At 68.1% G+C, this 21,932-nt stretch carries 14 protein-coding genes; 6 read left to right on the top strand and 8 right to left on the bottom strand.

What is annotated here, in order from left to right:
* Nucleotide 1: 1 nt before the first annotated feature.
* The 5 genes from AC1DS0_RS11395 to AC1DS0_RS11375 form a co-directional block, all read right to left on the bottom strand.
* A complete protein-coding gene (locus tag AC1DS0_RS11395) occupies nucleotides 2–2,689 on the bottom strand; it encodes a molybdopterin-dependent oxidoreductase (protein WP_476814459.1) in 2,688 nt (895 codons plus the stop codon).
* Entirely contained in the window at nucleotides 2,689–3,903 is a 1,215-nt protein-coding gene (locus AC1DS0_RS11390) for an NAD(P)/FAD-dependent oxidoreductase (RefSeq protein WP_476814458.1), read from the bottom strand. Before AC1DS0_RS11390 ends, AC1DS0_RS11395 begins: the two co-directional genes overlap by 1 nt.
* 3 nt (nucleotides 3,904–3,906) lie before the next feature.
* The gene (locus tag AC1DS0_RS11385) at nucleotides 3,907–5,235 is read right to left on the bottom strand and encodes a CmpA/NrtA family ABC transporter substrate-binding protein (RefSeq protein ID WP_476814457.1); all 1,329 of its coding nucleotides are present in this window, start codon (nucleotides 5,233–5,235) and stop codon (nucleotides 3,907–3,909) included.
* A gap of 325 nt (nucleotides 5,236–5,560) precedes the next feature.
* A complete protein-coding gene (locus tag AC1DS0_RS11380; protein WP_476814456.1) occupies nucleotides 5,561–6,622 on the bottom strand; it encodes a CmpA/NrtA family ABC transporter substrate-binding protein in 1,062 nt (353 codons plus the stop codon).
* Nucleotides 6,619–7,203, bottom strand: a complete 585-nt coding sequence (locus AC1DS0_RS11375; RefSeq protein WP_476814455.1) for an ANTAR domain-containing response regulator — start codon at nucleotides 7,201–7,203, stop codon at nucleotides 6,619–6,621. Before AC1DS0_RS11375 ends, AC1DS0_RS11380 begins: the two co-directional genes overlap by 4 nt.
* A gap of 331 nt (nucleotides 7,204–7,534) precedes the next feature.
* On the opposite strand from AC1DS0_RS11375, the gene AC1DS0_RS11370 reads away from it, so the two are divergent.
* From AC1DS0_RS11370 to AC1DS0_RS11350, 5 genes are all read left to right on the top strand, one after another.
* Complete coding sequence (locus AC1DS0_RS11370) at nucleotides 7,535–9,016, top strand: efflux transporter outer membrane subunit (RefSeq protein WP_476814454.1); 1,482 nt, start codon at nucleotides 7,535–7,537, stop codon at nucleotides 9,014–9,016.
* On the top strand, nucleotides 9,013–10,470 hold the full coding sequence (locus AC1DS0_RS11365; protein ID WP_476814453.1) for an efflux RND transporter periplasmic adaptor subunit: 1,458 nt from the start codon (nucleotides 9,013–9,015) through the stop codon (nucleotides 10,468–10,470). Before AC1DS0_RS11370 ends, AC1DS0_RS11365 begins: the two co-directional genes overlap by 4 nt.
* 13 nt (nucleotides 10,471–10,483) lie before the next feature.
* Nucleotides 10,484–13,660 (top strand): efflux RND transporter permease subunit, encoded by a 3,177-nt coding sequence (locus tag AC1DS0_RS11360; protein WP_476814452.1) that lies wholly within the window; start codon nucleotides 10,484–10,486, stop codon nucleotides 13,658–13,660.
* Nucleotides 13,657–16,800 carry an efflux RND transporter permease subunit gene (locus tag AC1DS0_RS11355; RefSeq protein WP_476814451.1) on the top strand — a complete coding sequence of 1,048 codons (3,144 nt, stop codon included), beginning with the start codon at nucleotides 13,657–13,659 and terminating at the stop codon, nucleotides 16,798–16,800. Before AC1DS0_RS11360 ends, AC1DS0_RS11355 begins: the two co-directional genes overlap by 4 nt.
* 81 nt (nucleotides 16,801–16,881) lie before the next feature.
* Nucleotides 16,882–18,261: an L-serine ammonia-lyase gene (locus AC1DS0_RS11350; RefSeq protein ID WP_476814450.1), complete on the top strand. Its 1,380-nt coding sequence runs from the start codon at nucleotides 16,882–16,884 to the stop codon at nucleotides 18,259–18,261.
* Nucleotides 18,262–18,295: 34 nt separating this feature from the next.
* On the opposite strand, the gene AC1DS0_RS11345 is transcribed toward AC1DS0_RS11350, so the two are convergent.
* Nucleotides 18,296–19,768, bottom strand: coding sequence for a protein adenylyltransferase SelO (locus AC1DS0_RS11345; RefSeq protein ID WP_476814449.1), 1,473 nt, complete (start codon nucleotides 19,766–19,768; stop codon nucleotides 18,296–18,298).
* 90 nt (nucleotides 19,769–19,858) lie between these two features.
* Nucleotides 19,859–21,202 carry an aminotransferase-like domain-containing protein gene (locus AC1DS0_RS11340; protein WP_476814448.1) on the bottom strand — a complete coding sequence of 448 codons (1,344 nt, stop codon included), beginning with the start codon at nucleotides 21,200–21,202 and terminating at the stop codon, nucleotides 19,859–19,861.
* A 99-nt stretch (nucleotides 21,203–21,301) separates the two neighbouring features.
* On the opposite strand from AC1DS0_RS11340, the gene AC1DS0_RS11335 reads away from it, so the two are divergent.
* On the top strand, nucleotides 21,302–21,616 hold the full coding sequence (locus AC1DS0_RS11335; RefSeq protein ID WP_476814447.1) for a DUF1127 domain-containing protein: 315 nt from the start codon (nucleotides 21,302–21,304) through the stop codon (nucleotides 21,614–21,616).
* Between the two features lie 58 nt (nucleotides 21,617–21,674).
* On the opposite strand, the gene AC1DS0_RS11330 is transcribed toward AC1DS0_RS11335, so the two are convergent.
* On the bottom strand, nucleotides 21,675–21,932 hold a 258-nt coding region (locus AC1DS0_RS11330; protein WP_476814446.1), incomplete at its 5' end, for an autotransporter domain-containing protein.

The raw sequence follows: 21,932 nt of genomic DNA, 5'->3' as shown, positions 1-21,932 counted from the left end.
GTCATGCCGCTTCGATCGCGCGTGCCTGCGCGCCAATGCGGCGGATTTCGGGAAGGCAGGAGCCGCAATTGGTTCCCGCCTTGAGTTGAACGCCGATCTCCTCGGCCGTCGCGGCACCGGCCACGAAGGCGGCTCGGATCGCGTTCAGGCCGACGCCGAAGCAGGCGCAGACAGTCGGTCCGGGATCGGAGCCGCCGGGATTGCGCCCCGCCAGCAGGGCAAGCCGGCTCTCCACGGTCCCTGCCGGATCGGCGAAGACGGCCTTGACCGTGTCCCAGAGCGGCGCACGGCCCGCAGGAGCAAGGAAGAGGGCGGCAAGGAGGCGACCTTCCCGCAATACGGCACAGCGATAGCTGCCGCCGTCGCGATCGATCAGCTCGGTCAACTCGTCCGCGCCGAAGCGCTCGCGCATCAGGCTTGCGATCGCATCGACCGAAGCGTCGGTGGCGAAGAGCCGGCCGTCGCCACCCTGCACCGCAAGCCGCGACCACCAGCTTCCGGCTGGCAGGGCAAAAGGCTCCCGCGAGAGGACGAAGCCTTCGAAGCGATAGGCGACGGGCGCGATGACGACAGGTGTCGCCTTCATTTCGGGCTGCCCGGAGAAGGGATCGCAGAGCGGCTGCGTCAGGGCTCCGATCCGCGCCGCCGAGGCCGTCTCGTCCGACCAGTGGATCGGCGCGAACAGGTCCCCGCGGGAAACGCCGTCATCGGCGATGACCTTGAGCACCGCGCTGCCATGGGCGCTGGCGAGGCGAGCGAAACCGCCCTCGACCAGCCCGAAGCGCGTGATCTCGGATGAATGCAGATAGACCGAAGGCTCGGGGATATGCGCGCTGAGCCGGGGGCTGAGGCCGGTCCGGGTCATGGTATGCCAGTGGTCGCGCACGCGGCCGGTGTTGAGCAGCAGCGGGAAGGCCTCGTCGGTCTCGGCCGCGAGCTTCGGTGCGGCGAGCGGGCGCACCTGCGCACGCCGCCCGGGACCGAAGAAGTCTCCGTCGCCGAAGAGCCGTGCGGTGCCCCGCGGCTGGTAGACGGGTATGGGCCATTGCACCGGCGAGAGCCCGTCATAGGCGGCCTTGTCGAGGCCGGCATGGGCGCCGATGTCGAAATCGCGCGTGCCGCCGTTCTCGAAGGCGGAAAGCGCCGCGTGCTCGGCATAGATCTCGTGCGGGCCGGCATAGGCGAAGGCCTCGCCGAAGCCGAGGCGCCTGGCGACTTCGCAGATGATCCACCAATCGGGCTTCACCTCGCCCGGCAGCGACAGAAAGGCGCGCTGGCGCGAGATGCGGCGCTCGGAATTGGTGACGGTACCGTCCTTCTCGCCCCAGGCGGCGGCCGGCAGGATGTAATGCGGCTTGGCCGCGAGCGTGTCATTGGAAAGCACGTTCTCAGAGACGACGAAGAGATCGAGGCTGGAGAACGCGGCGCGGACCTTGTCGGCATCCGGCAGTGAGACAGCAGGGTTGGTCGCCATCACCCACATCGCGCGGATGCGGTGCTCCGCCACCGCCTCGAGCATCTGGACGGCCTTCAGGCCCTCGTGGCGGACGATATTGGGCGCCTGCCAGAAGCGGCTGATACGATCGATCTCGTCTGCGCCGTAGCCCATATGGGCGGCGAGCATGTTGGCGAGGCCGCCGACCTCGCGCCCGCCCATGGCGTTGGGCTGGCCGGTCAAGGAGAAGGGGCCGCAGCCGGGCCGCCCAATCCGGCCCGTGGCGAGGTGGCAATTCAGGATCGCAGCGACCTTGTCGGTCCCTTGCGCCGACTGGTTGACGCCCTGGCTCCAGGCGGTGACGACGTGCGGCGTGCTCGCCCAGAGCTCGTAGAAGGCCGCGACCTCCTCAGGCTTCAGGCCGGTGGCGAAGGAAACCGCGGCGATATCGGGCGCAATCTCCTGCGCATTGGCGAGCGCCGCGTCGAAGCCGGCGACATGGCGCATGACATAGCTGCGGTCGACGAGACCGCGATCGGCAAGATGGACGAGCAGCCCTGCGAAGAGCGCGGCGTCGGAGCCGGGTCTCAGCGTCAGAACCGTATCGGCGTCTTCCGCGGTCGCGGTGACCCGCGGATCGAGGACCACGACGCGCGCGCCGCGTTCGCGCCGGTTGTCCTGCATCCGCCGGAACAGGATCGGATGGCACCAGGCCGTATTCGAGCCGACGAGCACGATCAGGTCGGCGCTGTCGAAATCCTCATAGGCGCCGGGCACGGTGTCCGAACCGAAGACCCGGCGCTGGGCCGCGACGGTCGACGACATGCAGAGCCGCGAATTGGTGTCGACATGGGGCGTGCCGATGAAGCCCTTCGCCAGCTTGTTGGCGGCATAGTAGTCCTCGGTCAGGAGCTGGCCGGAGAGGTAGAAGGCGATCGCCTCGGGGCCGTGCTCGGCGGCGATCGCCCGAAAACCGGCCGCGACGGCATCGAGCGCCTCGTCCCAGCTGACCCTGTCATAGCTGCCGACCAGGTTACGTTTTAGTGGATGCAGCACCCGGCTGCCGAGCCCCAGCGTCTCGCCGAGCGCGGAGCCCTTGGAGCAGAGCCGCCCGCGATTGGCCGGGTGGTCGGCATCTCCGGCGATGGCGGCGCCGCCCAGCCCGTCCGGCGTCGCCTTTACGCCGCAGCCGACCCCGCAATAGGGGCAAGTCGTGCAGGTCGCAGCCGGAGCGAGGGGAGCGTCGTGGCGCATCACGCAGCCACCCCGATGCAATAGCCCTCGCCGAAGGGCAGGTCGGCACGGATCGCGCTGATGTCCTGGCCCGAGCGGATCAGCCCGAGATAGAACAACGCGCCGCTGGTGTCGCCGACGAGGACGCAGCCGGCGAGCCTGCCCGCGCGCAGCAGGAACTTGCGGTAGACCCCCATGGCCGGGGCGCGCAGCAGCAGGACTTCGTCGTCCTCTCCCGGCTCGACCGAGCCTGCCGAGAAGACGCTGACGCCACTGACCTTGAGATTGGTCGCCAGCAGCGAGCCGGTATAGCGCTCCCGCACGCCGGCAAGTCGCGCGGCCAGCACGCGGGCCTGTTCGTAGGCCGGCTCGACCAGGCCGTAGACCAGGCCACGATGCTCGGCGCATTCGCCGATAGCGAAGATGCAGGGATCGCTGCTGGCAAGTCCGTCGTCGACATCGATGCCGCGATTGACGTCGAGCCCTGCCGCGACGGCAAGATCGACGCGCGGGCGCACGCCTATGGCGACGACGACGAGATCGGCCGGGATCACGCTGCCATCGGTCAGCTCGATCGCCTCGACACAGCTCTTGCCGACGAAGCGCTCGGCCGTGCAGTTCAGCCTTATGTCGATGCCACGAGCCGCGATCTCGCCCGCAAGCAGGCCGGCGCCCTCGCGATCGAGCTGGCGTTCCATCAGCCGGTCGGCGAGATGCAGGACCGTGACCTTGCCGCCGATCCTGGCGAGCCCGTAGGCCGCTTCCAGCCCGAGCAGGCCGCCGCCGATCACCACGACGCGCGCACCGGTCGCGGCAATGGTGCGGAACTGCGCGACGTCGGCGACGTCGCGGAAGCTGGCCACGCCGGGCAGCTCCAGCCCAGGCACCGGCGGCATCAGCGGGCGCGAGCCGGTCGCGAGCACGAGCTTGCCGTACGACAGGGCGAGGCCGTCGGCCAAGGTCACGCTCTTCGCCGCCCGGTCGATGCCGGTGACCGGCTTGCCGTAGAACATCGAGACGCCGCGCGCCTGCCACCAGGCGGCGGGCTTCAGCTCGATCTCGGGCTCGCCGATCTCGCCCGCCAGCAGCGGCGAGAGCAGCACCCGATTATAGGCCAGCCGCGGCTCGTCCCCGATCACGGCGACCGCATAGCGCCCGAGCGCGTGCCGGCTGAGCTCGTCAGCCAGCCGCGTCGCGGCCATGCCATTGCCGACGATGATCAGCGGCTCGGCCATGCGTCAGGCCACCCGCTTGATCTTCAGCGCCTTGAGATAGTCCATCGGCGCCGCAGGATCGAACTTCATGCCGTCGAAGAAGGTCTCGACGCCGCGGGAGTCGGCGGTCGGGGCGCCGGCGACGCCGAGCGTCTTCGCCGCCTCACGCCAGAGATCGGCGCGGTTGGTCTTGTCGACGAGGGCCTTGATGTCGACGGTCGGTTCGAACTTGCCCCAGCGGATGTTCTCGGTGACGAACCAGGTGTCGAGGCTTTTCCAGGGATAGGAGCTGGCGCCGCCTTCACCCCAGAATTTCATGTAGAGATTGGTGCCCTTCGCCTCACGGCCGTTGCCGTAGTTGATGTCGCCCTTGAGCCGGCCGAGGATGTCGGCGACCGGCACGTTGAACCATTGCCGCTTGCCGACGATCTCGGCGAGTTCCTGCTTGTTCTCCATCTTGTCGGCCCATTGCTGGGCCTCCATCACCGCCATCAGGATCGCCTGCGTCGCCTTTGGGTTGGCGTCGACGAAATCAGCACGCATGCCGAGGATCTTCTCAGGGTGCTTGAACCAGAGCTCGCCGGTGGTCACGGCCGTGTAGCCGATGTTCTGGTTGACGAGCTGCTCATGCCAGGGATCGCCGACGCAGAAGCAGTCCATGGTGCCGACCTTCATGTTCGCCACCATCTGCGGAGGCGGAACGGTGATCAGCTTGATCTCGTTGTCGGGATCGATGCCGCCGGCGGCGAGCCAGTAGCGGATCCAGAGATCGTGCGTGCCGCCCGGGAAAGTCATGGCGGCGGTCAGTTCTTTGCCCGCCGCCTTCTTGCGCTCGAACGCCGCCTTCAGGGCGGAGGCATCTTTCTGGACGTTGAGGTCCTTGTATTCATTGGCGACGGAGATCGCCTGACTGTCCTCGTTCAGGTTGAGCAGCGTGTACATCGGCAGCGGCTGGCCGTTCTGCATGACCTTGCCGGTCGAGTAGAGATGCGTCTTCGGCCGCAGGATGTGGCCGCCGTCGATGCCGTTGTTCTTGAAGCCGAGCGCCATGTTGTCGCGCGTCGCGCCCCAGGAGGCCTGCTTGGCGATGTCCATGTCGGGCAGGCCGTGCTTGGCGAAGAGACCCTTCTCCTTGGCGATGACGAGCGGCGCCGCATCGGTCAAGGCGATATAGCCGAGGCGCGTGCCCTTGACCTCGGGGCCGGTCCCCTGTGCGAAGGCGCCGGACGGCAGGGCGGTCTTCGCTGCCGCAAGCAAGGCGGCCGTGCCGGACAGATTCAGGAAGTCGCGGCGGCTTGGGCCCGTCTGCAGGGCTGCTGCCGTCCTGGCCCGGGTCTTGGAGCTGTGCGTCATCGATCGCCTCTCGGTTGCTGAGCTGTCGCCCGCCTGAAACTGCTGAGCTGTCGCCCGCCTGAAACCAGCCCCGAAACGCGAAAAACGCCGCGCGAAAGACGCCTGGACGGGCGCATTCCGACAGCGACGTTGCTGTGTCTTCCGGATCGGGGCTGGCGCGGGCAGCGTTGGCCGCGTCGCATCCCTCCTTACAAGGATCGTGCCAACCGCCTCGCGGCGGAGCCAGCCTCGAATTGCTATAGATTGCTGGTGGCGAGCCCCAGGAGGTGCGCGAAGATTGCTTTGTTGCAGCGCACAATCGCGACGCATTTGCCTAGATAATAGGCTATTCTTTGACTGCCGCTAATATGCTGTCAAAATAGGCAGGAAGAAGGACATGGCATGCGGCATCGCGCATCTGCGGGGTCGCCATGATCTGCCCGGCACGCTCCATCCCGGCAAGAACCCAGTCGGCATCGCTCGGGTCGGGACGCAGGGCTTCCCGGTCGAAACGGATGAACTGCTCGATCCGGCGCGTCGGCCGGTCGGCGCCCTGGATCAGCTCGCCCTGCAGAATGCGCTCGATGAGCTCTGCCGGCAGCGCGAGCCGGTCCGGCGCGGACAGGTGATGCGCCATGCGCGAGAAATTCTCCGGGCGGCAGGCCCAGGCGCTGGCCCTCAGGATCGCGGCGCCGAGCTTCGAGACGGCGGCCGGGCGCTTCTGCACATCGTCGGCGCGCCAGGCCAGGACCTTGTCGTGGCAGTTGCGCCTGAGATCGACGCTGGCATGGACCATCGCTCCGACGCCGGCCGCAACTGCTGCCGAATTCCAGGGCGCCCCCGCGCAGAAGCCGTCGATCCGCCCGCTGGCGAGTGCCTCGACGGTTTGCGGCGGGGGCACGATCTCCAACCGGATATCCTCGCCGAGCCTGAGGTCACCCTTCTCGAGCCATTCCCCGAGCAGGTAGACATGCGTCGAGAAGCCGAAGACCGCAGCCAGGGTGAGCGGCGGCAGGCCGGCCGCCTTGCGGCGCGCGACCATGGCGGCGAGCGCATGGCCTGAGACGGTCGTGTCGGCCAGATCGCCATCGGCCAGGCGTGCCAGCTCCTCGAAGCGCCGCAGCGAGAGGGTGATCGCGGCGCCATCGCGATTGAGCGCCAGCGGCGCTGCCATCGGGGCCTTGACGCCGCCGATGCCGAGGGTGGCGGCGATGGCGGCCGGGCCGAGCATATGGGCGGCATCGAACAGGCGCACGTTCAGCTTGTCGCGCAGATTCGACCACGAGACCTCGCGGACCAGTTCGAGATGGAGGCCTTCCGCTTCGGCGAAGCCCTCGTCCCTGGCGAGGACGACGAGCGCGCAATCGACCAGCGGCATGAAGCCGACCCGCAGGTGCAGCGTCGTCATTTCAGCATCTCCGCGGCAGTGATGAGGGAGCGGGCGATGTCGACGAGCTTGCGCTTCTCGTTCATCGCGGTACGGCGCATCAGCGCGTAGGCCTCGTCCTCGGAAAGGCCCTTCAACCGCATGACGATGCCCTTGGCACGGTCGATCGTCTTGCGGTCCTCCAGCTGCGAGCGGGCTTCGTCGAGCTCTTCACGCAGCTTGCGGAACGCATTGAAGCGGCTGATGCAGGTCTGCAGGATGGGTTGCATCCGCTCTTTCTTCAGCCCGTCGACGATATAGGCGGAGACGCCGGCCTCGACCGCCGCCTCGATCGAGGCGGAGTCCGACTGGTCGACGAACATGGTGATCGGCCGGCGGACGTGCCGGCTGACGAGGAACATGTCGGCCAGGGCATCGCGGCTCGGGTCCTCGAGGTCGATCACCACGACATCGGGATCGTGCGTCTCGATGGCGGCGACGAGGCCGGTCGTCGCGGAGAGGCGGATGAGCTGCTGGTAGCCCGCCTCGCGCAGGCCTTCCTCGATGATCGCAGCCCTGACCTGGTTCGCGTCGACGATAAGGATCCGCAGATTGGGCACCATGCCTTGCAGACGTTCCCTGTGTAATGACCAGACGTCGTCAATCAGGATTCGTGCCAGCGCGGCTGACGGGTTCCAATCGAGCGGAAGAGGCCGAGCAAGCCGAGTCCTCACTTTCGCTATATGGTCGCCTCGGCCCGGTGATTGAAGCCCGAACGGCGAGTGCCGCCACGAAGCTGCCGACCTATTCGGACATGCGGAGCCGACTGCGCTCCGGAGCATCCGGATTCATGAACAGAAATTCACTTTCTCTCCTCCACCGGTCGCTCTAGAAGCGGGTCTGTCGCGTCGTGTTCCGCGGTCTTTCGAATCGAGGCTGGAGAAGAGCGGCATGATGCCGGGCTACAGGCGTGATCTTGCGGGACACGCGGTCGCACATTCGCTCTTCCGTCTCTCATCCGCGGCGGCCGTCACCCTTGGCCTCGCCGGCTGCCTGCCGGCCGACCAGCGCCCCGAGCTCGGCGTCGCAGTGACACGCAGCTATGCCGCCGGCGACCGCAGCAGCGCGTCTGCCGTCTCGCCCGATTGGCCGCGGCTGTTCCGCTCAACCGAACTCAATCGCCTGGTCGAACGGGCATCCGGCGCGAATTTCGACATCGCCATCGCCATGACACGCATCCGGCAGGCCGATGCGCAGTCGCGCATCGGGGCGGCGACGCTCTATCCGACGCTAAGCGGCTCGGCTGACGCCTCGCGCAGCCTGAGGCCCGGCACGCTCGGCTCCAAGCGCGGGCCGTTCAGCGAGAGCATCGGCAACCAGTTCAGCCTCGGCCTGTCGGCGAGCTACGAGCTCGATTTCTGGGGCAAGAACCGCGCAACCGCCGATGCCGGACGCTTCGCGGCCGAGGCGACGCGCTTCGACCGCGATGTGGTGGCGCTCACCGCCGTCGCCAGCGTGACCAGCACCTATTTCCAGGTGCTGGCGGCGCAGGACCGCCTGCGCATCGCCCGCGAGAACATCGCGGTGGCCGAGCGAACCCTCAAGGTGATCCAGGCCCGACTCTCCGTCGGCACCGCGACCCAGCTCGACATCGCGCAGCAGGAAAGCGTGGTGGCGCAGCAGAAGGCCTCCGTACCCGGCCTCGAGCTCTCGCTGCGCCAGGCCAAAATCACGCTCGCCGTACTCGTCGGCGAGACGCCAGCTGCCATCGCAATCAAGGGTGGCAGCCTGAACGCGCTCGCCGTGCCAACGGTGCGCGCCGGCCTGCCCTCGCAATTGCTGCAGCGCCGGCCCGACATCGCCGAGGCCGAGGCGCGCCTGACCGCGCAGGAAGCGACGCTCCATGCCGCCCGCGCGGCGCTTTATCCGAGCATCAAGCTGACCGGCCAGGGCGGGCTCGAAAGCGCGCTGCTGAAGAACCTGCTGCGGCCCGATGCGGCCTTCGCCTCTGCCGCAGCGGGCCTGGTCCAGCCCATTCTCGACGGCGGCAACCTGCGCGCCCGGGTCGAGCTCGAACGCGGCACGGCCGATGAGCTGATCGCGACCTATCGCAAGACCATCGTCAGCGCCTTCGCAGATGTCGAGAACGCGCTGATCGCGATCCAGGAAAACACCCGGCACGAGCGGCTGCAGGGGGAAGTCGTGGCGTCCGCAAGGCGGGCCTACGCCATCACCGAACAGCGGCTGCGCGAGGGTACGATCGACATCGTGACACTGCTGAACACCCAGCAGACCCTGTTCCAGGCACAGGACCAGCTCTCGCAGATCAAGCTCCAGAAGCTGAGCGCCTATGTCGAGCTGTTCAAGGCGCTGGGCGGCGGCTGGACCGAGGCCGACCGCCGCACTGCCATCATCGCGACCGAGGCGGCGGAATGAAGCGTCTTCTGATCCTTCTCGTGCTGCTCGGCGCCGCCGCCTGGGGCTGGCACAGCTATAATGGCGGCTGGATGCCCGGCGGCGAGGACAGCGTCTCGGCCGGCCAGCAGGGGGGCGGGCGCGGCGGCCGGCGCGCCCGCTTCGGCAACAATGAAGGGCCGATCCCGGTGATCGCGACCCCGGCACGCTATGGCGACGTGCCGGTCACGGCCGATGCGGTCGGCACGATCCAGGCGCTGAACACCGTGACCGTGCGCACGCAGGTCGACGGGAGGCTGATCGAGATCGCCTTCAAGGACGGGGAGGACGTCCGCAAGGGCGATCTCCTGGCCAAGATCGATCCCACGACCTATCAGGCGCAATACGACCAGGCCATGGCCAAGAAGGCCCAGGACGAGGCGCAGCTTGCCAATGCCCGCGCCGATCTCGAGCGCTACGCCAAGCTCGCCCAGACCGATTACGGTTCACGCCAGCAGGCCGACACCCAGCGCGCCACGGTGGCGCAGCTCGAGGCACTGGTCCGCTCCGATCAGGGAGCGATCGACAACGCCAGGGCCTATCTCGACTACACCACGATCCGCGCGCCCATCGACGGCCGGCTCGGCATCCGGCAGGTCGACCAGGGCAACATCGTCCGCGCCTCCGACTCGAATGGCCTCGTGGTCATCACCCAGCTCAAGCCGATCGCCATGATCTTCAACCTGCCGCAGCAGCAATTGCGCGCGGTCAGCGCCGCGGTGGCGCGCGGCCCGGTCGAAGTCGACGCGCTGGACTCGGATGGCACGACGATCATCGACAAGGGCACCGTCGAGGTCATCGACAACGTCGTCGACCAGACCACCGGCACGATCAAGGTCAAGGCGCGCTTCCCGAACGAGCGGCTCCAGCTCTGGCCGGGCCAGTTCGTCAATGTCCGCGTCTTCGTCGACGTGCTCAGGCATGTCGTGGTCGCGCCGACGGCCGCGATCCAGCGCGGGCCGAACGGCGCCTATGTCTTCGCTGTCAATGACGACGAGACGGTGCGGCAGGTGGCCGTCACCGTCGGCCAGCAGGACGAGACGACGGCAGTGATCACCGCGGGTATCGAGCCGCCGGTCAAGCTCGTCACCACCGGCTTCGCGCGTCTGACCGACAAGGCGAGGGTGCGCGTCTCGACGCCGGAGGAAGCGGCCCAGCCGCCAGCCGCCATGCCGGGCCGCCGCGGCACGCGCGAGCCGGGTCAGGGGCAGGGACAGGGACAACGCCGGCAGCGCGACCGGGCCGGAGGCGATGCAGCTGGTCCGGGCTCGGCGGCGCCGGCGGCGGAAGCCCCGTCCGCACCACCGGCCGGGAGCGACGGCGCGGGCCAGAACCGGCCGCGGCGCAATGGCGGGGCGCGCGAGGGCGCGGCACCCGGCGGGCAGGGTTCCCCGACCGGCGGATCGGGTGCACAAAGGCCGCAAGCGCAGCCATGACGGGGCAGTCGCGATGAGCGTGTCCGCGCCTTTCATCAGCCGGCCCATCGCGACCTCCCTGCTCGGCGTCGCGGTGCTGCTCTGCGGCATCCTCGGCTATCTGCGCCTGCCGGTTTCGGCCCTGCCGCAGGTCGATTTCCCAACCATCCAGATCACCACCCAGCTTCCCGGCGCGAATCCCGAGACGATCGCTTCCCTTGTGACGGCGCCGCTCGAGCGGCAGTTCGGCCAGATCCCCGCGCTCTCGACGATGTATTCGCAGAGCTCCTTCGGGCTCAGCCAGATCACGCTGCAGTTCGATCTCGATCGCGACATCGATGCCGCCGCCCAGGACGTGCAATCGGCGATCAATGCGGCGGGCTCAACCCTGCCGCGCACCCTGCCTTATCCGCCGACCTATTCGAAGATCAACCCGGCCGATGCGCCGATCATGGTGCTGGCACTGACCTCCGACACGGTCTCGCTGCGCCAGCTCAGCGATCTCGCCGACACGCTGCTCTCGCCGCGGCTCTCGGAAGTCTCCGGCGTTGGCCACGTCTCGATCGAGGGTGGTGTCAGGCCGGCGATCCGCATCCAGGCCGACCTGGCGCGCCTCGCCGCCTACGGCCTCGGCATGGAGGATCTGCGCACCGCCATCGTCAACGCCAATGTCGCGGGCTCCAAGGGCGCGCTCGACGGCAACCATCAGGCCTACACGATCAGCGCCAACGACCAGATCGGCAGCGCCTCGGCCTATCGCGACATCGTCGTCGCCTATCGCAGCGGCGCGCCGGTCTTCCTGCGCGATGTGGCCGTGGTGCTGGAGGACCTCGAGAACAGCCGCGTCGGCGCCTGGTTCCGCGGCAAGACGGCGGTGGTGCTCGACGTGATGCGCCAGCCCGGCGCCAACATCGTCACCACGGTCGCGCAGGTGAAGCAGGAGATTCCGCGCCTGCGCAACGGCATGCCGGCCGGCGTCGAGCTGCAGGTGGTCAGCGACCGCACCGAGACGATCCGAGCCTCGATCGCCGACGTCCAGTTCACGCTGGTGCTCGCCTGCGCGCTGGTGGTGCTGGTGGTGCTGCTGTTCCTGCGCACGGTGCGCGCCACGATCATTGCGGGCGTGGCACTGCCGCTCTCGCTGATCGCGACCTTCGCGGTGATGTGGCTCGCCGGCTTCAGCCTCGACAATCTCTCGCTGATGGCGCTGACCATCGGCACCGGCTTTGTCGTCGACGATGCGATCGTGATGATCGAGAACATCGTGCGCAACATGGAGCAGGGCAAGAAGCCGCTCCGCGCCGCCTATGACGGCGCCAAGGAGATCGGCTTCACCGTGATCTCGCTGACGGTCTCGCTGGTCGCGGTCTTCATCCCGCTGCTGTTCATGACCGGGCTGGTCGGCCGCATGTTCCGCGAATTCGCGCTGACGCTGACCATCGCGGTCGTGGTCTCGGCGGTGGTCTCGCTGACCCTGACACCGATGATGTGCGCCCGCATGCTGCGCCAGGACGGCCATCGTGCCGGTCAGGAGCGCGAGAACTGGCTGATGCGGCTGGCGGAGTGGCCGGTCACAGCGATGGCGCGGCTCTACGAGGTCACGCTCGGCTGGGCGCTGAAGGCGCGCGGGCTCGTGCTCTTCGCCACCGTCGCCACGGCAGTGCTGACGGTGTGGATGTACATCGTCATTCCCAAGGGCTTCCTGCCGAGCCAGGACACTGGCCTGCTCAATGTCGTGCTCGAATCCTCGCCCGACGTCTCCTTCAACGAGATGAAGCGGCTGCAGGAGAAGGCGACGCAGGCCTTCGAGAAAGACGGCGACGTCACCGGCGTCGTCTCGGTGCTCGGCATCGGCCAGGCCAACGCCACCTTGAACACCGCCCGCATGACGGTGACCCTGCGACCCAAGGACGAGCGGCGCGACGACGCGGTCGTGATCGCCGAGCGGCTGCGCCTCGCCGCCGCGGCGATCCCGGGCGTCGTGGCCTATGTCCAGCCGGTGCAGGATATCCAGATCACGACCCGCGCCAGCCGCTCGCAATACCAGTACACCCTGACCGGAGCCGAGCAGGCCCAGGTCATGGAATGGGCGCGCAAGCTCTCGGAGGCGCTGCGGCGCGAGCCGATCGTGCGCAACGTCGCCAACGAGACGCAGGATGGCGGATTACGCGCCCATGTCGAGATCGACCGGGCCAAGGCGGGCCGGCTCGGCATCTCGATCCAGGCCATCGACGACACGCTCTACGACGCCTTCGGCCAGCGCCAGATCGCGACGATCTACGAGCAGTCGAACCAGTATCGCGTGATCCTGGAAGCGGCGCCGCAATATCTCCGAGATCCAGCCGCCCTTTCGAAGCTCTACGTCACCGGCAACACCAACACGCAAGGGCAGACCAACACCGCCGGCACCACCACGGTGACGCAGAACAGCGTGCAGGTGCCGCTCTCGTCGTTCACCAGGCTGATCCGCGAGACCGCGCCGCTCTCCATCGCCCATCAGGAGCAGTTCCCGGCCGCGACCATCAGCTTCGACCTCGCGCCCGGCGAAGCGCTCGGCGACGCCGTCAAGATGATCGCCGCGGTCGAGCGCGAGATCGGCATGCCGAGCGCGATCTCCGGCGCCTTCAGCGCCGATGCGGCCGAGTTCAACCGCTCGCTCGCCAACCAGCCCTGGCTGATCCTCGCGGCGATCGTGACGATCTATCTCGTCCTCGGCATCCTCTACGAGAGCTATGTCCACCCGTTCACGATCCTGACGACGCTGCCCTCGGCCGGCGTCGGCGCGCTGCTGGCGCTGGTCCTGACCGGCCGCGAGCTCTCGATCGTGGCGCTGATCGGCATCATCCTGCTGATGGGCATCGTCAAGAAGAACGCGATCATGATGATCGACTTCGCGCTCGACGCCGAACGACAGGAGGGGCTGTCGCCGGAGGAGGCCATCGTCAAGGCCTGCCTGCTGCGCTTCCGGCCGATCATGATGACAACCCTCGCGGCATTGCTCGGCGCCCTGCCGCTGGCACTGGCGACGGGCACCGGCAGCGAATTGCGCCAGCCGCTCGGCATCACCATCGTCGGCGGATTGCTGCTCAGCCAGCTCCTGACCCTGTACACCACGCCGGTGATCTATCTGGCGCTCGAGAAGCTGCGCCGGCGCCTTGGCGGCGGCCGCGACGGCGTCGTGCCCCATCCTGATCCGGAGGCGGCCGAATGAGCGACGCCTCCGACGAGGACAAGGGCTGGAAGTCGGTCAGGGGGCTTTCCGACGCCTTCATCCTGCGTCCCGTCGGCACCACGCTGATGGCGATCGGCCTCTTCCTGATCGGTATGGTCGCCTATGCCTTCCTGCCGGTGGCGAGCCTGCCGAGCGTCGATTTCCCGACGATCCGCGTCTTCGCCAGCCGACCGGGTGCCGATCCGGCGACGATGGCCGGCAGCGTCGCCGCGCCGCTGGAGCGACGCCTGGGCTCGATCCCCGGGGTCACCGAGATCACTTCGACGAGCTCGCTCGGCTCGACCTCGATCGTGCTGCAGTTCGACCTGACGCGGAACACCGACAGCGCCGCCCGCGACGTCCAGGCGGCGCTGAACGCAGCCGCGACCGACCTGCCCGGCGACCTGCCGACCCTGCCGCAATTTCGCAAGGCCAACCCCAACGCCGCGCCGATCCTGATCCTGGCCCTGACCTCGGACACGATGACGCCGAGCGCGATGTACGATGCGGCCGACACCGTCATCGCGCAGCGTATCTCGCAGGTCGAGGGGGTCGGCGAGGTCACGGTCAACGGCGCCGAGCAGCCGGCGATCCGCGTGCGCGTCGATCCCGCCCAGCTCGCTGCCATGGGACTGAGCCTCGACACGATCCGCACCGCCATCGTCAGTGCCAACACCGTCTCGGCGGTCGGCTCCTTCGACGGCGAGCGGCGCAGCGAGACCCTCTCGGCCAACAACCAGATCCGCGAGCCGGAGGATTACGGCAACATCGTCGTGCGCTCGGCCAGGGGCACGGTGGTCCGGCTCGCCGATGTCGCGACCGTCGAGCGCGGCGTGCGCAACAGCCGCGCCGCCGGCTGGTACAACGGCAAGCCGGCGATCCTCATCACCATCACCAAGCAGGCCGACGCCAACGTCATCGACACCGTCGACCGGGTGAAGGCGCTCCTGCCCGAGGTCCAGCGCTGGGTGCCGGCCGGGATCCAGTTCTCGATCATGTCGGACCGCACGGTCACGATTCGCGCCTCGATCGCCGACATCCAGCACACGCTGCTGATCTCCATCGCGCTGGTGATGCTGGTCGTCTTCCTGTTCCTGCGCCGCACCACGCTGACCGTCGCGGCCGGCGTCACCGTGCCGCTCTCCATCGCCGGCACCTTCGCTGCGATGTGGCTCGCCGGCTTCACGCTCGACAATCTCTCGCTGATGGCGGTGACGATCTCGGTCGGCTTCGTCGTCGACGACGCCATCGTCATGATCGAGAACATCGAGCGCAACGTCGCCCGCGGGATCTCGCCGCTGCGCGCCGCACTGCTCGGCGCCGGCCAGATCGGCTTCACGGTGGTCTCGATCAGCCTCTCGCTGATCGCAGCCTTCATCCCGCTCTTCTTCATGGACGGGGTGGCCGGCCGCTTCTTCCGCGAATTCACGCTGACGCTGACCTTCGCGATCCTCGTCTCGACAGCGGTCTCGCTCAGCGTCACGCCGATGGTCTGCGCGCATTTCCTGAAGAGCGGCCCACATGCCCCCAACCGCTTCGACCGGGTGGTCGAGCGCGTACTGGCGGCGATGATCGGCTTCTATGCTCGCACGCTCACGAGCGTGCTGCGGCATAGCTGGCTGATGCTGGTCGTGATGATCGCGACGGTGGCGCTGACCGTGCAGATGTTCCGCAGTGCGCCGAAGGGCTATTTCCCGCAGGACGACACCGGACTGATCATCGGTTTCACCCAGGCTTCGACCGATATCTCCTTCCCGGCGATGGCGCAGCTCCAGCAGCAGGGAGCGGCGATCGTCGCGAGCGATCCTGCGATCATCGGCGTCGCCTCCTTCATCGGTGGCGGCGGCTCGGTGAATACCGGGCGCTTCTTCGTCAGCCTGAAACCCCTGCAGGAACGCAGCCTGAGCTCGGCTCAGGTGGTCAACCGCCTGCGCGGACGCCTCGGCTCGATTCCGGGCCTGCGTATCTTCCTGACCCCGGTGCAGGACGTGCGCGCCGGCGGGCGCCAGGGCCGTTCGCAATACCAGTTCACGCTCTGGGACCCCGACCTGCCGGAGTTGCAGGAATGGGTGCCCAAGGTGCTGGAGCGCCTGCGTACCATGCCCGAGCTCGTCGACGTCTCGACCGATCGCGAGCAGGGCGGCCTGCAGGCCAATGTCGTGATCGACCGCAACAAGGCCTCGCAATTCGGCGTCGCGATCCAGGCCATCGACAACGTGCTGGCGAATGCCTTCAGCCAGCGCCAGATCTCGACGATCTACGGCGCGCGCAACCAGTATCGCGTCGTGCTGGAGGTCGCGCCCTCGCGCAGCCGCGATCCCAATGACATCCTCGATCTCTATGTGCCCGGCCGCAACGGCGTCCAGGTGCCGCTGCGCAGTCTGGTCAAGGTCGAGCGCGGCACCGCCCCGCTCGTCATCAACCATCAGGGCCAGTTCCCTGCCGTGACGATTACCTACGACCTTGCCCCCGGCGTCGGCCTGCAGGAGGCGAGCGACGCGGTCGTCGCCGCCGTCGAGGGCCTGCACATGCCGGCCTCGCTGCGGGCGGAATTCGCCGGCGACGCCAAGGCGTTCACGCAAGGGGCCGGCAGTCAGGGCATGATGATCCTGGTCGCGATCCTGGCCGTCTACATCATCCTCGGCGTGCTCTATGAGAGTCTGATCCACCCGGTGACGATCCTCTCGACCCTGCCATCGGCGGGTCTGGGCGCGCTTATCGCGCTGCGGATCGCCGGTGCCGACCTCACCATCATCGCCTTCATCGGCATCATCCTGCTGATCGGCATCGTCAAGAAGAACGGCATCATGCTGGTCGATTTCGCCATCAGCGCCGAGCGCCAGCGCGCGATGCCAGCGCGCGAGGCGATCTTCGAGGCCTGCCTGGAGCGTTTCCGGCCGATCCTGATGACGACGCTCTCGGCCATGCTGGGCGCGGTACCGCTGATGATCGCGACCGGCCCCGGCGCGGAGCTGCGCCGCCCGCTCGGCATCACCATCGTCGGCGGCCTGATCCTCAGCCAGATCCTGACGCTCTACACTACGCCGATCATCTATCTCTGGATGAGCAAGCTGAGCGCCCGCCGGAAAGGTGAAGCCGCTGCCCCGGAGGCTGCTTCGGCCAGCACGACGCCGAGCTGAGCCTTCCGGCCGGGCGGCGATCACACCGCTCGCTCTCTCGCCCGGACTGTGTAGGATCGCGCGCTCGGCTGGAGGCGTTTGATGTTTCTGAGTGTGTTCGACGTCTTCAAGATCGGGATCGGCCCGTCATCCTCGCACACGATGGGGCCGATGACGGCGGCGGCGCATTTCCTCGACCTTCTGCGCAGGCATCCGTCCCGCGCTGATGCGGCGGCGGTCGGCGTCACGCTCTACGGCTCGCTCGCCTTCACCGGGAAGGGCCACGCCACGGATCGTGCCGTGACGCTGGGCCTGCTCGGCTGGACGCCGGCCGAGTTCGATTTCGACGCGGCCGCGCAGCAGCTCGAGGATCTCCAGCGCAGCCACCTTCTGCGCCTCGACGGCCTGCCGCCACTCGCCTTCGATCCCGCCGCCGATATCGTCTTCGACTATGGGCCGCCCTTGCCGGGCCACGCCAACGGCCTCGTTTTCCGCGCGCGCGATTCCGCCGGGGCCGAGCTCTTGTCCGAGACCTATTATTCGATCGGCGGCGGTTTCGTGGTGACGGCGCAGGAGCGCGAGGCATCGAAAGCTGCCGCTACCACATCCTCCTGGCCCTATCCGTTCGCGAATGCGGCGACGATGCTGCGCATGGCGCGCGAGAGCGGGCTGTCGATCGCCCAGATGAAGCGCGCCAACGAGGGCCATCTCCAGGCGCCTGAAGAGGTCGAGCGCGGTCTGGCCCGTCTCTGGTCGGTGATGAACGGCTGCATCGAAAGAGGCCTGGTTCAGGATGGCGAGTTGCCGGGCGGGCTGCACGTGCGCCGCCGGGCCGCGAACATCCATCGGCAGCTGACGGCCGAGCGCCAGAGCAATCGGGCCCAGCCCCATGCGGCCTCGGACTGGCTCGGCGTCTATGCCATGGCCGTGAACGAGGAGAACGCGGCCGGCGGGCGGGTCGTGACCTCGCCGACCAATGGAGCGGCCGGCGTCGTGCCTGCGGTGCTGCGCTATTATCTCGACCACTGCGTCGGGGCCGAGCCCGACAGGATCCCCGACTTCCTGCTGACGGCCGCGGCGATCGGCGGGCTGATCAAGCACAACGCCTCGATCTCGGGCGCCGAGGCCGGCTGCCAGGGCGAAGTCGGCTCTGCCGCGGCGATGGCCGCAGCCGGCTTCTGCGCGGTGCTGGGCGGATCACCCGAGCAGGTCGAGAATGCCGCCGAGATCGCGCTCGAACACCATCTCGGCATGACCTGCGATCCGGTCGCGGGCCTGGTGCAGGTCCCCTGCATCGAGCGCAACGGCATCGGCGCGATCAAGGCGGTCGCGGCCGCTTCGCTCGCCCTGCGCGGCGACGGCTCGCATTTCATGCCGCTCGACAACTGCATCGAGGCCATGCGCCAGACCGGCGAAGCCATGAACGCCAGGTTCAAGGAAACCAGCCTCGGCGGTCTCGCAGTCAATCTGCCGGAGTGCTGAGCCTTGAAGGCGAACCGGCTTTCGCCGGAGCGCCCTAGGTCCCGCAGAACGTCGCGAGCACGCGCTCATGTGCTGCCGGCGGCCGGGCATGGTCCTCACGGCCGGGCTGCGCGTCGAAGGGCCTGGAGAGAACGTCAACCAGGGTCTCGAACGGCGCGAGGTCATCGCGCTCGACGGCAGCCTGGATCGCCGCCTCGACCAGGTGGTTTCGCGGGATGAACAACGGGTTCGTGCCCAGCATGGCATCCTGCCGCTCCTTCGCCGATGCAGGCTCCCGCAGCAGGCGCTGGCGCCAGCGCTCCTCCCAGGCATCGAACGCGGCCGGGTCGGCGAAGAGGCTGCGGCAGGCGTCGGCGCCATCAGCTTGCCCGGCCGCCTCGCTCAGGCGCCGGAAGACCAGGGTGAAGTCGGCCTCGCCGCGTTGCATCGCCTCGAGCAACGCCTTGATCAGTTCGACGTCGTCCGCCTCCTCGGTGGCGAGGCCGAGCTTCCGGCGGAACCCTGCGATCAGGTTCTGCTGGAATTGCGGGTCGAACCGGCCAAGCGCGTCCTGCGCGATCGACACGGCCTTGTCGGGGTCGTCGCCCAGCAGCGGCAGCAGCGCCTCGGCCAGGCGCGCCAGATTCCAGCGGGCGATCGGTGGCTGGTTGCCGAAGGCATAGCGCCCGTGCTCATCGATCGAGCTGAACACCGTCGAGGGATGGTAGACGTCCATGAAGGCGCAGGGGCCGTAGTCGATGGTCTCGCCAGCGATCGACATGTTGTCGGTGTTCATCACGCCGTGGATGAAGCCGATCGTCATCCATTGCGCGACGAGCGCGGCCTGCGCGGCGACCACGGCCTCGAACAGAGCAAGATAGCGGCCATCGCCGGTGCAGTCCGGATAGTGCCGCTCAATCACGTGGTCGGCGAGCAGGCGCAGCGCCTCGACATCGCCGCGCGCGGCGAAATACTGGAAGGTGCCGATCCGGATGTGGCTTGAGGCGACACGGGTCAGGACCGCGCCGGGCAGTGCTGTCTCGCGCCTGACGGCCTCGCCCGTCAGGACCGCCGCAAGCGCGCGCGTCGTCGGGACGCCGAGAGCGGCCATCGCTTCGCTGACGACATATTCGCGCAGCACCGGCCCCAGCGCCGCCCGGCCGTCGCCACGACGCGAGAAGGGGGTTGGGCCGGCCCCCTTGAGCTGGAGATCCCGGCGCCTGCCGCGCCGGTCGACCAACTCGCCGAGCAGGATGGCCCGCCCGTCGCCGAGCTGAGGGCTGAAGCCGCCGAACTGATGGCCGGCATAGGCTGTTGCGATCGACGCTGCGCCGGCCGGCACGCTGTTGCCGGACAGCATGGCCACGCCCTCCGGGCCTTCCAGCCAGTCCGGGGACAGCCCGAGCTCCAATGCGAGCGGCCTGTTCAGCCGGATCAGCCGGGGCGCAGCCACAGGCGTCGGGGCCACGGTCGCGTAGAAGCGCTGCGGCAGGCGCGCATAGGAGTTGTCGAAGGCGATCAGGGTCATTGATCGTAGATATACGCGGAAAGCGCCATAGCAATATGAGGCCGAACTCCGGCAGGCCGCTCCGGTCGGCTATCCCCTGCCGTGCCTCGCTCACTCCGTCGAGTCGAAATCGTCCTCCCGGGCGTGCAGGAGCGTGGCCAGCGTATGCAGGCCGAGATCGAGCTGCTCCATGCTCGGCGTTGCCAGTGCCAGCCTGACCGCGTTCGGCGCATGACCGGGCGTCGCTGCGAAGGTACTCGACGGGGTCAGCGCGATATCGCGCCGGGCCGCGGCCGCGACGAAGCTCTGCGAGCGCCAATGCGCCGGCAGCGTCAGCCATAGATGGTAGCAGTTCCTGTTGGCCTGGACCTCGAAGCCGGAAAGGCGCTTTGCCGCGAGTGCCTGGCGTGCGCGGGCATCGAGGCGCTTCGATTTGGCGAGCTCGGCGATGGTGCCGTCGCTCATCATTCGCTGGGCGGCGGCGAAGGCGAACCCCGTCGCCGTCCAGCCGCCCGAGCGCACCGAGGCCTTGACGCTTTCGCGCAGGCGCAGCGGCACCACGACGAAGCCCAGCGTCAGCCCCGGCGCGACCTTCTTGGAAAGGCTGTCGATGACGATGCAGGATTCCGGCGCGAGCGCAGCCAGCGGCGGCCCATCCTCGAGGAAACCATAGACATTGTCTTCGATAACCGGCAGGCCGAGCGCTTCGACGACCCCCAGCAGATCGGCCCGGCGGGCCTGCGGCATCGTCGTTCCCAGCGGATTCTGGACCACCGGCTGGATGTAGAGCGCCGAAAGATGGGCCTCGCGATGCGCCTTTTGCACCGCGTCGGGCCGCATGCCGTCCTCATCCATCGCCAGCGGCACCAGCGTGATGCCCAGCCGGGCTGCGATCCCCTTGATGAAGGGGTAGGTCAAGGCCTCGACGCCGCAGCGGCCGCCGGTCGGAACGAGAGCGGCAAGCGCCGCGGCGACGGATTGGCGGCCATTGCCGGTGAAGACCAGCTGCTCGGGCGCCGGAGTCCAGCCGCCTTGCGAGAGGAAGGCGGCGCCAATGCTGCGGATCGCCGGCGTGCCGACACTGGTCGCCTGCCGCAAGGCCGCATCCAGCGCCGCGATCTCCTCCAGGCCGGCCAGACTCCTGGCGATCAGAGCGGCCTGCCGGGGCAGGATCGGATAGTTGAATTCAAGATCGATCCGGGTGCTGCTCGGTTCACCGGGTGCCGCGACGCCGCGTTTGGCCTCCCCCGAGACGAATGTGCCGCGGCCGACCTCGCCGACGACGAGGCCGCGACGCAGCAGCTCGGCATAGACCCGGCTCGCCGTCGAGACGGCGATCTTGCGCTCATAGGCGAAGTTACGCTGCGGCGGCAGGCGCTCGCCCGGCTTGAGCGTCCCGGCGGCGATTTCGGCCGCGATCATGTCGGCCAGCCTCAGATAGTCGGATTTCGACATTTATTGCACCGAGATCAATGTTTTCATTGATCCGATATCTGTATCGGATCATTTTGCCTTCATCAACCCAGCCACATCCGAACGGCGGCGATTGCAGGGATGAAAGGCGTCTCGCCGATGCGCGAGGCGGCTTTCGCCAATGCGCTCGCGCAGCTCGATGTCTTCGAAGAGGCCATTATGTCCGCCGCCTTACCGGTCATCGTTCAGCCTGCCTACGCAAAGCGCTCCGAGGCATTGCTCCGCCTGCCGGGTGAGCTACTCCGGGCGATCGCGCGCTACTTCGCGCGCCGCGCCGCCATTGACCACCTGCGCGAGCTCGACGAGCCCATCCTTCAGGATATCGGCCTTGCGAGAAGCGAGATCGAAGCGGCGGTGCAGGGACGCATCCCACGCAGCAACCGGGGGAGGATGTGACGGGCAGGCGCGACTGATCTGGCTACGGATCGCTGGGCGGCTCGCCGGCTCCCCCCGTTCAGAACTTCATCTCGACCCTGCCCTTGAGGGCGTGGTCGCGGGAGCGTTCGCCGATCGCCGCCGAGTAGGTCAGGCCGAGGGCGGTGGCCTTGGAGATGCGCCAGTCGAGCCCTGCCTCGGCGGTGAGGGCGTCGCGATCGATCCTGGCTGCGAAGACCGTGGCCGGCGTGGTGCCGGCGACGAAGGCGGTGCGGGCCTGCGGGGTGAGCTCGCCAAAGCCGTGGCGCCAGCCGAGCATGGCCCGGGCGAACAGCGG

It is taken from the genome of Allobosea sp. P4_H5, from assembly GCF_056400825.1.
The sequence above is the reverse complement of the archived record's forward strand: the minus strand, read 5'-3'. Positions and strand labels throughout refer to the sequence as shown.

Bases quoted from the DNA above. Each gene is read 5' to 3' on its own strand.
- AC1DS0_RS11395 (WP_476814459.1), bottom strand. From the start codon at position 2,689: ATGCGCCACGACGCTCCCCTCGCTCCGGCTGCGACCTGCACGACTTGC.
- AC1DS0_RS11390 (WP_476814458.1), bottom strand. From the start codon at position 3,903: ATGGCCGAGCCGCTGATCATCGTCGGCAATGGCATGGCCGCGACGCGG.
- AC1DS0_RS11385 (WP_476814457.1), bottom strand. From the start codon at position 5,235: ATGACGCACAGCTCCAAGACCCGGGCCAGGACGGCAGCAGCCCTGCAG.
- AC1DS0_RS11380 (WP_476814456.1), bottom strand. From the start codon at position 6,622: ATGACGACGCTGCACCTGCGGGTCGGCTTCATGCCGCTGGTCGATTGC.
- AC1DS0_RS11375 (WP_476814455.1), bottom strand. From the start codon at position 7,203: ATGGTGCCCAATCTGCGGATCCTTATCGTCGACGCGAACCAGGTCAGG.
- AC1DS0_RS11370 (WP_476814454.1), top strand. From the start codon at position 7,535: ATGCCGGGCTACAGGCGTGATCTTGCGGGACACGCGGTCGCACATTCG.
- AC1DS0_RS11365 (WP_476814453.1), top strand. From the start codon at position 9,013: ATGAAGCGTCTTCTGATCCTTCTCGTGCTGCTCGGCGCCGCCGCCTGG.
- AC1DS0_RS11360 (WP_476814452.1), top strand. From the start codon at position 10,484: ATGAGCGTGTCCGCGCCTTTCATCAGCCGGCCCATCGCGACCTCCCTG.
- AC1DS0_RS11355 (WP_476814451.1), top strand. From the start codon at position 13,657: ATGAGCGACGCCTCCGACGAGGACAAGGGCTGGAAGTCGGTCAGGGGG.
- AC1DS0_RS11350 (WP_476814450.1), top strand. From the start codon at position 16,882: ATGTTTCTGAGTGTGTTCGACGTCTTCAAGATCGGGATCGGCCCGTCA.
- AC1DS0_RS11345 (WP_476814449.1), bottom strand. From the start codon at position 19,768: ATGACCCTGATCGCCTTCGACAACTCCTATGCGCGCCTGCCGCAGCGC.
- AC1DS0_RS11340 (WP_476814448.1), bottom strand. From the start codon at position 21,202: ATGTCGAAATCCGACTATCTGAGGCTGGCCGACATGATCGCGGCCGAA.
- AC1DS0_RS11335 (WP_476814447.1), top strand. From the start codon at position 21,302: ATGAAAGGCGTCTCGCCGATGCGCGAGGCGGCTTTCGCCAATGCGCTC.